The 11,863-nt window shown below is 39.8% G+C and carries 13 protein-coding genes; 7 read left to right on the top strand and 6 right to left on the bottom strand.

What is annotated here, in order from left to right:
• Position 1 precedes the first annotated feature (1 nt).
• Both H4J59_RS17960 and H4J59_RS17955 read right to left on the bottom strand, forming a co-directional pair.
• Positions 2-967 carry a KpsF/GutQ family sugar-phosphate isomerase gene (locus tag H4J59_RS17960; RefSeq protein WP_182241355.1) on the bottom strand — a complete coding sequence of 322 codons (966 nt, stop codon included), beginning with the start codon at positions 965-967 and terminating at the stop codon, positions 2-4.
• A gap of 16 nt (positions 968-983) precedes the next feature.
• Positions 984-1,964 carry a calcium/sodium antiporter gene (locus H4J59_RS17955; RefSeq protein ID WP_182241354.1) on the bottom strand — a complete coding sequence of 327 codons (981 nt, stop codon included), beginning with the start codon at positions 1,962-1,964 and terminating at the stop codon, positions 984-986.
• A gap of 366 nt (positions 1,965-2,330) precedes the next feature.
• Between H4J59_RS17955 and mlaF the strand changes: the two genes are divergently transcribed.
• The 7 genes from mlaF to murA all read left to right on the top strand — a co-directional run bounded on the left by mlaF (position 2,331) and on the right by murA (position 7,022).
• On the top strand, positions 2,331-3,140 hold the full coding sequence (mlaF, locus tag H4J59_RS17950; RefSeq protein WP_182241405.1) for a phospholipid ABC transporter ATP-binding protein MlaF: 810 nt from the start codon (positions 2,331-2,333) through the stop codon (positions 3,138-3,140).
• On the top strand, positions 3,137-3,913 hold the full coding sequence (gene mlaE / locus H4J59_RS17945; protein ID WP_182241353.1) for a lipid asymmetry maintenance ABC transporter permease subunit MlaE: 777 nt from the start codon (positions 3,137-3,139) through the stop codon (positions 3,911-3,913). Before mlaF ends, mlaE begins: the two co-directional genes overlap by 4 nt.
• Before the next feature lie 60 nt (positions 3,914-3,973).
• Positions 3,974-4,444: an outer membrane lipid asymmetry maintenance protein MlaD gene (gene mlaD, locus H4J59_RS17940; protein ID WP_182241352.1), complete on the top strand. Its 471-nt coding sequence runs from the start codon at positions 3,974-3,976 to the stop codon at positions 4,442-4,444.
• Positions 4,444-5,091 (top strand): ABC transporter substrate-binding protein, encoded by a 648-nt coding sequence (locus H4J59_RS17935; protein ID WP_259369591.1) that lies wholly within the window; start codon positions 4,444-4,446, stop codon positions 5,089-5,091. Before mlaD ends, H4J59_RS17935 begins: the two co-directional genes overlap by 1 nt.
• A gap of 62 nt (positions 5,092-5,153) precedes the next feature.
• Complete coding sequence (locus tag H4J59_RS17930) at positions 5,154-5,450, top strand: lipid asymmetry maintenance protein MlaB (RefSeq protein ID WP_182241351.1); 297 nt, start codon at positions 5,154-5,156, stop codon at positions 5,448-5,450.
• A 24-nt stretch (positions 5,451-5,474) separates the two neighbouring features.
• Positions 5,475-5,732, top strand: a complete 258-nt coding sequence (locus tag H4J59_RS17925) for a BolA family protein (RefSeq protein WP_182241350.1) — start codon at positions 5,475-5,477, stop codon at positions 5,730-5,732.
• A gap of 27 nt (positions 5,733-5,759) precedes the next feature.
• Positions 5,760-7,022, top strand: a complete 1,263-nt coding sequence (gene murA, locus H4J59_RS17920) for a UDP-N-acetylglucosamine 1-carboxyvinyltransferase (RefSeq protein ID WP_182241349.1) — start codon at positions 5,760-5,762, stop codon at positions 7,020-7,022.
• An 83-nt stretch (positions 7,023-7,105) separates the two neighbouring features.
• On the opposite strand, the gene H4J59_RS17915 is transcribed toward murA, so the two are convergent.
• The 4 genes from H4J59_RS17915 to H4J59_RS17900 form a co-directional block, all read right to left on the bottom strand.
• Positions 7,106-8,110: a trypsin-like peptidase domain-containing protein gene (locus H4J59_RS17915; RefSeq protein WP_182241348.1), complete on the bottom strand. Its 1,005-nt coding sequence runs from the start codon at positions 8,108-8,110 to the stop codon at positions 7,106-7,108.
• A gap of 408 nt (positions 8,111-8,518) precedes the next feature.
• Positions 8,519-9,208 carry a glucosaminidase domain-containing protein gene (locus H4J59_RS17910; protein WP_182241347.1) on the bottom strand — a complete coding sequence of 230 codons (690 nt, stop codon included), beginning with the start codon at positions 9,206-9,208 and terminating at the stop codon, positions 8,519-8,521.
• Positions 9,209-9,752: 544 nt separating this feature from the next.
• Positions 9,753-11,114 carry a Do family serine endopeptidase gene (locus H4J59_RS17905; protein ID WP_220469878.1) on the bottom strand — a complete coding sequence of 454 codons (1,362 nt, stop codon included), beginning with the start codon at positions 11,112-11,114 and terminating at the stop codon, positions 9,753-9,755.
• Positions 11,115-11,232: 118 nt separating this feature from the next.
• Positions 11,233-11,697, bottom strand: coding sequence for a YhcB family protein (locus H4J59_RS17900; RefSeq protein ID WP_182241346.1), 465 nt, complete (start codon positions 11,695-11,697; stop codon positions 11,233-11,235).
• Positions 11,698-11,863 lie beyond the last annotated feature (166 nt).

Here is an 11,863-nt window from a genome sequence, read left to right as displayed (position 1 = left end):
TTTAGAGCACTCCAGATTTTAATAAGTCATGCATGTTCATCGCGCCAATGGGTTGGTTATTATCGTTAACAATAATTAAGCCGTTAATTTTTTTGTCTTCCATGATCTTTAATGCTTCAGCCGCCAGCATATCTTGCTTAGCCACTAAAGGTTTTTTTGTCATTACGCTGGTAATGCTGTCTTGGTGAATATTAATTTCTTCATCTAAAATACGGCGTAAATCACCATCAGTAAACAGGCCTATTAAGCTATTGTTTGCGTCAACAACAGCGGTCATACCCAAGCCTTTTAGTGACATTTCAACTAAGGCGTCTTTTATTTTAGCTTCTTGGCTTACTGTTGGCAGGCGTTCGTCTTTGTGCATGATATCGCCCAAGCGTAATAATAGCCTTTTACCTAAGCTGCCACCGGGGTGAGATAAGGCAAAATCATCTGCAGTAAAGCCGCGCGCATTCAATAAAGCCACCGCTAGGGCATCGCCCATAACTAAGGCTGCTGTGGTGCTAGAGGTGGGTGCCAAGCCTAGTGGGCAAGCTTCTTGTGCTACTTTTACACAAACATGGCTATCGGCAAGTTTAGCCAGCGTAGAGTCAGGATTACCCGTCATAGCGATGAGTTTTGTCCCGATACGCTTTAGAACCGGAATAATGGCCAAAACTTCGCCAGTTTCACCCGAATTAGAAATGGTCAGTACCACATCATCTACAGTCACCATACCTAGATCGCCATGGCTCGCTTCCCCCGGGTGAATAAAAAATGCGGGTGTGCCGGTACTCGCTAAGGTTGCGGCAATTTTACCACCAATATGCCCCGATTTTCCCATACCGATCACGATGACGCGGCCCCGACAATTAAACATTAACTCACAAGCTTGAGCAAAGTCGTCGTCAATAAATTGCGATAATTGTGCAACAGCTTGCTGCTCAATGTTAATGACATTTAGGGCTAATTGTTTGAAGTTTTTCATTGCTATAAACCACTTGTTACCTGTTAATTTGACTAAAAAGTAGCACTTGATAACCAATAAATACGGCTAATAATAGTAACCCTTTCGCCCGTGTGATGCGAAACTTTCCACCTCGACTAAAACAAAGTATAAATAATAAGAAGGTTGTTGCCAGCATAAATGGCGCGTCACGCACCGCGGCGGCATTATCGATATCGCCCGGCGCAATTAAGCCAGCTAACGATAAAACCGCAAGTATATTAAAGATATTCGAACCAATAATATTACCGAGTGCTAAATCATCTTCTTTTTTAATAATGCTCATAATACTGGCAGCTAACTCAGGTAGGCTAGTGCCAATAGCGATAACCGTTAAGCCGATGACTAAATCACTAATGCCAAAAGCTTTGGCTATAAATATTGATGAGTCAACCAGAAAACTAGCACTTAGCGGCAGTAGTATCATACCAACCACTAACCAGATTACCGATTGTTTGGTACTGACCCCATCAGGCACTTCTTGTTCTGCTTCTAAGACCATTTTATCGTCAATAGGGTTTTGTTTTGAACGTCTTAACGTGACGACAAGCAAGGTAGCAATATAAAGTACAAAGCCGACAATCAGTATTAAGCCTTCATTAAAACTAAAGTTGCTGTTGGCTAGCATATATGTCGCGATAGCCGTAACAACCAAAATAAGCGGGATTTCACGTTTAATGGTCGTTGAGGAAACCGATAAAGGATGAAACAGTGCCGTTAAGCCTAACACTAACGCAATGTTGGTAATATTTGAGCCAATGGCATTGCCGACGGCAGTATCTACATTACCCTGTAAAGAAGCCGTGACCGCTATCATGATTTCAGGTGCTGAAGAGCCCATAGCAACAATAGTTAAGCCAATTATCATAGGAGAAATACCCAGATTGCGTGCTAATGCTGAGGCACCAAATACAAATTTGTCTGCACTCCACACTAAAGTGATTAGTGAAAGTAATAAGATCAAAATTTGGATGAACATTCAAAGCTCCTGTTTGGCTAAGATAAATAAATAGTGTTTGTGCTAATTGATGAAAGACAAAGAGGAATTATAAACCACGGATGGTAACCGATGACACTCAATTAATACTCATTTTGCTAACATAACGTGAGCGAAAAGCATTATAAACTTTTTCTGATATTATTGGCACGTGGATTCACAATAAAATAACTAAGCCAAGAAAAAGGCTTGTTCATTACGCTAACTTTACACTTGCGTTACATTTATATACTTTTGGTTACTCTTTTAGCACTAAATAGTTGTGAATTTGTAATGACTGAGGTGTTGCGCTGCGGTAGAATTCTACTACATAAAACAATAATTGACAGTGATGTTATTCCAAGCGATATGTCTGAAATTTTAGTTGATATCAAAAATATGACCTTTAAGCGTAACGAGCGTGTTATTTATGATGGCATTAGTTTGTCTATTCCTAAAGGTAAAGTTACCGCGATAATGGGTCCAAGTGGTATTGGTAAAACTACGTTATTGCGCTTAATTGGTGGTCAAATTAAACCAGAGTCTGGGCAGATCCTTTTCGATGGCCACGACATTCCTAAATTGTCTCGTAGTGCATTATATGAAATACGTAAACGTATGAGTATGCTATTTCAAAGTGGTGCCTTGTTTACCGACATGAGTGTTTACGACAATATCGCCTTTCCTATACGCGAGCATACCCAGTTATCAGAAGACATCATTGAAAAAATGGTGTTAATGAAATTAGAAGCGGTGGGTTTGCGTGGTGCAAGAAATTTACGTCCAGGTGAACTCTCTGGTGGTATGGCGCGTCGAGCAGCATTAGCTCGCTCAATTGCGCTTGACCCTGAACTTATTCTTTACGATGAGCCCTTTGCTGGCCAAGATCCTATTTCTATGGGCGTGATTGTCCGGCTCATTCATCAACTAGGTGATGCATTGGGATTAACCTCTGTGGTGGTATCTCATGATGTCCCAGAAGCGATGAGTATTGCAGATTATATTTATATTATTGCCGAGCAAAAAATTATTGGCCAAGGTACGCCGGAAGAAATCTACGCGCACACCTCACCTTTAGTGCAGCAATTTGTTAAAGGTGAAGCGGATGGCCCGGTGCCATTTCATTATCCTGCGGCGTCATATAGTGAAGAGTTAATTGGTCGAGGTGTTGAGAAGTGAATCAGCTGCAAATATTGGGTCATAGCATTATCGAACAAATCTCAGGCTTAGGCAGAGCTTTGTTGATGTTAGCATCAGCGCTCTTGCATATTCCGAACCCACGCAAAGGTTTTCCTTTGTTGTTGAACCAATTGTACTCCGTTGGCGTATTATCTTTAGTTATCATCGTTGTTTCGGGTTTGTTTATCGGCATGGTATTGGCTTTACAGGGTTATACTATTCTGGTTGATTTTGGCGCTGAAGCTAGCTTAGGGCCAATGGTCGCCTTGTCGTTATTACGTGAGTTAGGTCCAGTGGTTGCCGCCTTACTTTTTGCTGGTCGAGCTGGGTCTGCGCTGACTGCTGAAATAGGTTTGATGAAAGCAACAGAGCAACTTTCTAGCCTTGAAATGATGGCAGTAGATCCTTTGCGTCGTATTATTGCCCCGCGCTTTTGGGCTGGTTTTATCAGTTTGCCACTATTAGCAGCTATATTTTCTGCGGTGGGCATTTTAGGTGCTCATCTAGTTGGTGTTGATTGGTTAGGTGTTGACAGCGGTACGTTTTGGTCAGTAATGCAGTCGCAAGTGTCATTCGAAAAAGACGTTTTAAATGGCATTATTAAAAGCTTAGTATTTGCTTTTGTAGTGACTTGGATCGCGGTTTATAAAGGTTATGCTTGTGAGCCAACTTCTGAAGGTATCAGCCGAGCAACAACTTCAACTGTAGTGCAGTCGTCATTATTAATTTTAGGATTAGATTTTGTATTAACCGCGTTAATGTTTACAAGTTGATGTTTTTAAAGAAATTATAGTGGTTATTTAGTTAAATATTATTTGAATTTGGTGGAAGACATGGTGTCGAAAAAAATAGAATTATTGGTTGGACTATTTGCTGCAATTGGTATTGCTGCATTGTTAATGCTAGCACTAAAAGTAGCTAACAGCGGTATTACAGGTAGTGGCAACACGTATCAGTTGTATGCCAAATTTGACAACATTGGCGGCTTGAAAGTTCGCTCGCCGATAAAAGTGGGTGGTGTTGTCATCGGTCGTGTCAGTGCGATTTCGTTAGACAGTGAAGATTATACGCCTTTGGTGACTTTAGAAATTTTTGCCGAGTATAAGAACTTCTCAGAGGCGACTTCAGTGTCAATATTAACGGCGGGCTTATTAGGTGAACAATATGTAGGTTTGTTACCGGGTTTTATTCATACCTCAGTTGAAATCTTAAAACCAGGTGATTATATTGAAGATACCAAGCCGGCATTGATATTAGAAGAATTGATCGGTCAATTTTTATTCAGCCAAGGAAGTGGTGATTAATGATGATAAACAATGCGATGAAAAAATGCTTTTTTTGTTTAGCACTGCTAGGTTTGTCGATATCGGTTAGTGCCACAGGAAATGTTGATAAAAAAGACCCTTATCAAATGATTAAAACGGTTGCCAAGATCACTTTTAAGCGTTTTGCCAATGAACAAGTGGCTATACGTGCAGAGCCTAATTTATTGAAAAAAATTGTTCGCGAAGAATTAATGCCGTATATAAATTATCAATATGCTGCTTATAAAGTTATTGGTAGCAACTTCAAGAAAACCAATCAGGCTGACCGAGCTGAGTTTGTACCGGCATTTCGTGAGTATCTTATCACCTCTTATGCTCAGGTTTTTACCTTGTACAATAACCAAAAGGTCGAATTTGCACCGGCAGAAGATTTTGCTAAACATCGCGTAGTGTCTGTTGATACGAGTGTAATAGAGCCAGGTCGCGGTCCAATTAATATTTCCTTTCGTGTGCGCAAGCATAAAAAAACCGGCGACTGGAAAGCTTATGATATGGTAGCAGAAGGTGTCAGCTTACTTGACAGCAAACAAGCTGAGTTAAGTAGTTTGATCCGTCAAAAAGGCCTAGCTTATGTCACTGAAATGCTAAAAGAAAAAAGTGAAAAGAGCATTGTTTTTAAATCGTAAAGATTAATTTTTGCCAAGCATACAAACAAAGTAGCGTATTATAAGGTTATTAGTAGATTAAAATGATAGAAGTCCAACAAGCAGAGCAAAAAGCGATTTTTAGTGGTGCGTTAACCCGTGCTACAATAACGCCTGCATTTGATAAAAAGTACCGAAAATTAATCAATAATGAACGAATTATTATTGATTTGGCTAAGGTGAGTCAAGTTGACACCGCAGGCTTAGCATGGATTTTATTATTAATTGAACTAGCGGCCAGCAAAGCTTGTCATATCAGTTTGATTAATTTACCTGAAGACTTATTAAAGCTGGCAAAGTTAAGTGCAGTTGATACGTTATTGCCGATAGAAACCCCTTAATCTACACGCTATTTGGAGCAAAAAGTGGAAGTAAAAGAGATAGAAAAATTAATTACCGATGCCGTTGAATTAGACGAGATTCATGTAGCATTTGATGGTTCACAATGTAAAGTAATTGCCATTGCTGACTTTTTAGGTGATTTAAGCCGAGTGAAAAAACAACAAACTATTTATGCCCCTTTAGCGCAAATTATTAACGAAGGTGTCATTCACGCGGTATCCATTAAAACCTTCACAACGTCTGACTGGCGCCGTGAAAAAATGTTTAACCTACCCCTTTAATTCACACCGACATATAAGAATATACTCTTGGACGCATTTAAAATTATTGGTGGGCAACCACTACATGGCGAAGTGACTATTTCAGGCGCAAAAAATGCGGCATTACCTATTCTAATGTCGGCATTGCTCTCAGAAACACCGGTTACTTTTTCTAATGTTCCGAAACTTAATGATATAGAAACGACGATTAAACTCTTGTCACAATTAGGCGCTAAATGTCAGTGGCTTAGTGAGAGTAGCTTGATGATTGATGCTAGTAGCATCGAGCATTGTCGCGCGTCATATGAGTTAGTGAAAACTATGCGCGCTTCTATCTTGGTTTTAGGGCCTTTACTTGCCCGTTTTGGTCATGCTGAAGTGTCTTTACCTGGCGGTTGTGCCATTGGCGCGCGACCAGTTAACTTGCATATTCATGGTTTAAAGTTGATGGGTGCAGATATAGCGGTTGAAAATGGTTATATCATTGCGCGCAATAGTGGTCGACTTAAAGGTGCGACTATCTTTATGGACACCGTTAGTGTTACCGGTACTGAAAATCTAATGATGGCTGCCGCTTTGGCTGATGGCATCACTGTTATCGAGAATGCAGCGCGTGAGCCTGAAATTGTCGATCTAGCGCATTGTTTAAATAGCATGGGTGCTAAAGTTTCAGGCGCAGGTACTGAAACCTTAACGATTACCGGCGTTGAAAAGCTTCATGGCGCAGGTTATTCAGTCATGCCAGATCGCATAGAAACCGGAACATTTTTAGTTGCAGCGGCGGTCACTCAAGGTAAAGTAAAGTGTTTAAACACAGATCCTAAAGCGTTAGACGCGGTACTGACTAAGTTAAGAGAAGCTGGCGCAGTTATCACCATAGGAGATAACTGGATAGAGCTGGAAATGACCTCAAGGCCAAAAGCGGTCAATATACGCACCGCACCTCATCCGGCATTTCCAACCGATATGCAAGCACAATTTGTTGCACTTAATGCGATAGCTGATGGCACGGCAACAACAACTGAAACGATTTTTGAAAATCGCTTTATGCATGTGCCTGAACTACAGCGTATGGGGGCAAATATAAGTCTTGAAGGCAATATAGCAATAAGTACCGGTGTAGAGCAGTTAAATGGTGCGCAAGTTATGGCGACTGATTTACGTGCCTCTGCGAGCTTAGTTATTGCGGGACTTGTTGCGGGCACTGAAACGCAAGTAGACCGTATTTATCATATTGATCGTGGCTATCAAAAAATTGAAGATAAGCTGCAAGCGTTAGGCGCAAATATCACCCGTATTACGGTTAAATAAGGTTAATTAATCGTTTGCGAGTGATAAAAAATCCCAGCTACTTTGCTGGGATTTTTATTTGCTTGGTGAATTGCTTGCAGGATTTACTTTGGTACTTCAACAATAGTCACGGGTAAGGTTAATTGTTGATTATCGCGAGAGATCATAAAACTCAATACTGCACCTGGCGCAGCCTCAGCAACAACGTCTAAGCCTTGTTTCGCATTTTGTAACCGAATATCGTCTATTTGATAAACCACATCACCTGATTGTAATCCAGCTTTCATAGCCGGACTCTCTGGCGTTACTGCACCAATAATAAAGCCCTTAAGATTAGTCACAGAGTCGTTTGCCTCAACACCAAGCCAGCCACGCACCACGCGACCATGCTCAATAATTTTTAACATAATGGTACGTGCCAATTGATAAGGTACAGCAAAAAATATGCCCTGAATATTGAGATTAGGATTCGCTTGGGTAAATTTCCTTGAATTAATGCCGACTAACTCACCATTAGAATTTATCAGAGCACCACCAGAATTGCCCTCATTAATAGCGGCATCCATTTGTAAAAATTGTAAATAGCTGGTGCTTAGACCACTTTGTCCGGTTGCACTGACAATGCCTTGAGTGACGGTTTGCCCTAAATTTAGTGGATTACCTATGGCTAATACTACGTCACCGACTTGCGGTGTTAATGTGCTCATTTGAGGAATAACCGGCAAATTGTTCGCTTGCACTTTTAATACAGCAAGATCAGTCAAGACATCATAACCAATGAGTTCAGCATGAAGCTCTTGGCCTCGTTGTAAAACCACTACAGTTAAATCAGCACTTTGTACCACATGGTAATTGGTTAAAATATAACCTTGACTGTGCATGATAACGCCACTACCTAAGCGGGTTACTTTTCGCGGTTGGCGGCCATAAGTTGGGTTTACTTGAATTTCTTCAGAGTAAATATTCACTACAGCAGGGCCAGCTAGACGTACCGCTTTTGCATAAGACAAAGGCGCTTGTATTTTCTCGGCGCTAGTAAATAATTGCCAAGGAAGCATGTTTTTTTCACGCAGCTCAGGGACTAGTATCAACAAAACGAACGCAAACATGACACCGTAGCTAGCTGAACGAATGAAAAACTTTAGGGCATTAATAATTTTCAACAGGATTATTTTTATTGGTCTGATTTTTTATAGATTAACATAAAGCCTTTGTTGTTATAAAGTTTTTGTCTTAGATAATCGCTGAGCTGACTTTGAGTATGGGCTAGAGGTTAGCCTGATTTAAATAGCGGACATACTGATTTTGTGAGCTAAATAGTGAAAATATTTGGCTCTGAGACATAATGTCACCATGAATCCGCCTGCAATAAAAGCTGTTGCAGGCGGATTCAGTAGGCTTGTTGTCGCTTGAAAATTTTTCTAGTCTATATCTCTAGCTTATATGGAATTTTTCAATGCTATAAATCTAAGGTGAGGTTAAATCTCATGCCTAATTTTAGCGCATACTGCTTGAGTTTATTCATTAGCATCAAGTTGATGAAACTTATTAAACTTAATAATCGAGGTTAATTCATGACCATATTCTGCACCTTTTTCAGAATAGCGGTCTAATTTTTTAACTAAAGCAAATGGGTCATCAGTTTTCATTTTTAATTTTCTAAATTCTTTAAATGCACCACCACGGGCAATGGTCCTATAATAGTCGCTAACAGAGGCTTTTATCGATGGATATTCTTTTACCCAAATAGTTTTATCACCGCGTTTTTTAAGGGCAGCAATTCTAGGTTCATTTTTATCAAACGACCAAACACCAAATATATTATAAGCTTCTCTAAAAAAACGAGATGTTGCCCAAGAACTTTCCATTGCGGCTTGTGCAATCGCAATACTTTTAGGGTGTGGTTTCAGTGCCATTAAAAGCTCTGCATTGCTTTTTGCTTTATATTCCACTTTCAGCTTGGCTATTTTATCGGCATCACTACCTGATTCTAGTGACGCTGAAACCTTATTATATCGAACCATAAGTTCAGCATAAACATCGTCTACTGCCGGAATAATGAGGTTTTTAAACCTGGCCTTTTTTTCTTGCACTGTCATTTTAGGCAGCGCTGTATCTTCTGATGAGTAAAAATAAATAACGGCAGAAAATAAGAGTATGGCAATAAGTGCAGCTAATGCTTTTGATTGCAAAGAGGTTAATTTCATATAAAGCCTTACTTAAAGTGTAAAAAAAAATAGTAAACTATAATAGCATATAATTTATCTCTGCTGAAAAGTTGCTCATTGAGCTGAGCCTTAACCTTGGTCGACAATAAAAGTTGTTTGTTTATCCAGGCACTTTTTACCTGTAATAGTCTACTGCTTCAAACTTGCGAGCCAAAGACTAAACCTTGGTGAAAGTTGAGCTTAGCTTTTAGTTTACCCAGATAGAGATAAAGCAAGTTTCATTAAATTTTTAGTTTCAATACTTAGCGCACCTACACCTTTGTGAGCGAAGCTGTTTAGCATAAGTGCTAGCTATATTGCGGGTCATGTTATTTACACAATCAAAGTAAAGGCTAGGCTTTAAAATTAGACATAGTTTGTCAAATACGTCTTAATCAATGGCAAGTTAAAAGTTTAGTCGATGATGGTGGCAGAATAAAAACTATAAAAAAAGCCTGTCGTTCGACAGGCTTAGGTTTAGTGCTTAGGTTAGCGATTAATACCGTGCCGTTAGCAGATAGTGACAGCTCTTAAGGTGAAAGTATTAGCGGATCATCAAGAACAATGACGTGTTGTTACGCTGAACATTCAGTGCAAAAACGCCCTTATGATCGCTTAAGTAACTACGTAGCTCACCAATGTTATTAATGGGTTGGCGGTTAATACCATTAATAACATCACCTTTGCGTAAACCGACTGCAGCAGCAGGGCTGTTTTCAGCAGCTTCAGCAACACTGATACCATTACCTTTACTGTTATTTTCTAGTTCAGCACCATCAAGCATGGGATGTAAACTCGCGGCTTCAATATTAGCCATGTCAGCTTTTTTCAAAGTAACATCATATGTTTTTTCTTTACCGTCTTTTCTGATCACGGTAATTTTTACTGTTTGCCCCGCGCCAATTGAACCAATTTTACCTCTGAGTGCGTTAAAGGTTTTAATCATTTTACCGTTAATTTTAATAATAACATCACCAGCACGAATACCGGCTTCATCAGCGGCTGAATCTGGCATTACTTGTTCGACAAAACCGCCTTGACTAATATCAAGTTCCATTGCTTTAGCAATTTCACTGGTAACACTGCGACCAGCAACACCTAAAACGCCGCGTCGTACTTCACCAAACTCAATAATTTGATTAACCAAGTTTTGTACCATGTTACTTGGAATGGCAAAACCAATACCAACATTGCCACCGTTAGGGCCTAAGATGGCGGTGTTGATACCAATCAGCTCACCACGTAAGTTGATCAAAGCACCCCCTGAATTACCACTATTAATCGCGGCATCGGTTTGAATAAAATCTTCGTAGTTTTCAACGTTTAGGCCACTACGACCTAAGGCGCTGACGATACCAGAGGTAACCGTCTGTCCTAAGCCAAATGGGCTACCTATAGCAACCGCAAAATCCCCAACACGTATATTGTCAGAGTCTGCGATTTTTACTGCAACCAGGTCATCCGCTACTATCTGTAATAAAGCGATATCGCTGGCTTCATCACCACCAATTTTTTTAGCGTCAAGTTGGCGTCCATCTTTTAGCGTAATTTGGATTTTGTCAGCATCGTTAATCACATGGCTGTTAGTGACAATGTAACCTTTGTCAGCGTCAAGAATAACACCTGAGCCCAAACCTCGAAACTGTCGTTCTTTTTGTTGGCTTTGGCCTTGGCGGGGGGTACCAAAGAAAAATTTGAAAGCTTCTGGCACACGTTGTTCAACTTCATGGGTGCCACGAACTGAAATGAGCACAACTCCCGGTGTTACTTGCTCTAACATAGGTGCAAGGCTAGGCATATTTTGCCCATTGAACGATTGAGGTAATTTGGCTTGTGCGGGTAAACTTGCCATGGCAATCGTTGAGGAAAGTAAGACAATATTGATTAAAACTGATAAATTCTTCATGTAACAGAAAACTCCTAATTAAAGTATGTATAAGCAACAGGATTGTTTAGTTACATAAATCAGTTAAACAAACCTGTTGGGTCACTCAATTAAAGACCTGCAATAAAAAGATTAGTTCCTAATTATTTTTTTCAGTATTTGTCACACTGTATTTCTTATCATTAAACAAGCCACTGGGTGCGCCGGAATAATCTAACGGAGGCTCTGATGTTGTTTCGTCATTTTTGCGAAGATTTTTGTCGTGTCGTAAATTTACCGTTTCCGCTAATTGCTCTTGGGTTTCTTTAGAGAAAAAGGGCATACTTTCAATATGATCAGGGGTTACTTGTTGCAACAGTTGGGTGCTTTGGGCCATTTGAGTCATAGCAACTTGGCAGGTACTGTTCATTTGTTCAAGCAAATTGGCGGAGTTTGCAAGATGGTCTGCTACGTCAAGTTTATATCGTGCTAATTCTGCTTCACTTTGGCTGGCTTTAGTCGCAAGTTTTTGTGTTTCTTGTGCCGATGAAAAAAGCGTTCTGTTAGCAAAAAAACCGACAATTGCGCCAACGATAAATAGTCCGAGCCCTAAAACAACATTCATATTTCTTTACCTTCATTGTATTCATGGAAAAAATTAGAGAAAATAAGCTTCAATAAATTTAATATAACGTGCTTCACGCTACTTACCTAATGAATATATTTGTAAAAAAAAATATTTCAAGCTGAGTTGGCTTAAACGTTATAAAAAATAAAGTCAGTATTAATTA

The organism is Colwellia sp. MB02u-10 (assembly GCF_014077185.1).
In the GTDB taxonomy this organism is placed as follows: domain Bacteria; phylum Pseudomonadota; class Gammaproteobacteria; order Enterobacterales; family Alteromonadaceae; genus Cognaticolwellia.
This window is presented reverse-complemented; position numbering and strand designations above follow the sequence as displayed.

What these genes read in the sequence shown, in the direction of transcription:
- mlaF (WP_182241405.1), top strand. Translation starts at nt 2,331, where the DNA reads ATGTCTGAAATTTTAGTTGATATCAAAAATATGACCTTTAAGCGTAAC.
- H4J59_RS17930 (WP_182241351.1), top strand. Translation starts at nt 5,154, where the DNA reads ATGATAGAAGTCCAACAAGCAGAGCAAAAAGCGATTTTTAGTGGTGCG.
- mlaD (WP_182241352.1), top strand. Translation starts at nt 3,974, where the DNA reads ATGGTGTCGAAAAAAATAGAATTATTGGTTGGACTATTTGCTGCAATT.
- H4J59_RS17900 (WP_182241346.1), bottom strand. Translation starts at nt 11,697, where the DNA reads ATGAATGTTGTTTTAGGGCTCGGACTATTTATCGTTGGCGCAATTGTC.
- H4J59_RS17905 (WP_220469878.1), bottom strand. Translation starts at nt 11,114, where the DNA reads ATGAAGAATTTATCAGTTTTAATCAATATTGTCTTACTTTCCTCAACG.
- H4J59_RS17955 (WP_182241354.1), bottom strand. Translation starts at nt 1,964, where the DNA reads ATGTTCATCCAAATTTTGATCTTATTACTTTCACTAATCACTTTAGTG.
- H4J59_RS17935 (WP_259369591.1), top strand. Translation starts at nt 4,444, where the DNA reads ATGATGATAAACAATGCGATGAAAAAATGCTTTTTTTGTTTAGCACTG.
- H4J59_RS17910 (WP_182241347.1), bottom strand. Translation starts at nt 9,208, where the DNA reads ATGAAATTAACCTCTTTGCAATCAAAAGCATTAGCTGCACTTATTGCC.
- H4J59_RS17915 (WP_182241348.1), bottom strand. Translation starts at nt 8,110, where the DNA reads ATGTTTGCGTTCGTTTTGTTGATACTAGTCCCTGAGCTGCGTGAAAAA.
- H4J59_RS17960 (WP_182241355.1), bottom strand. Translation starts at nt 967, where the DNA reads ATGAAAAACTTCAAACAATTAGCCCTAAATGTCATTAACATTGAGCAG.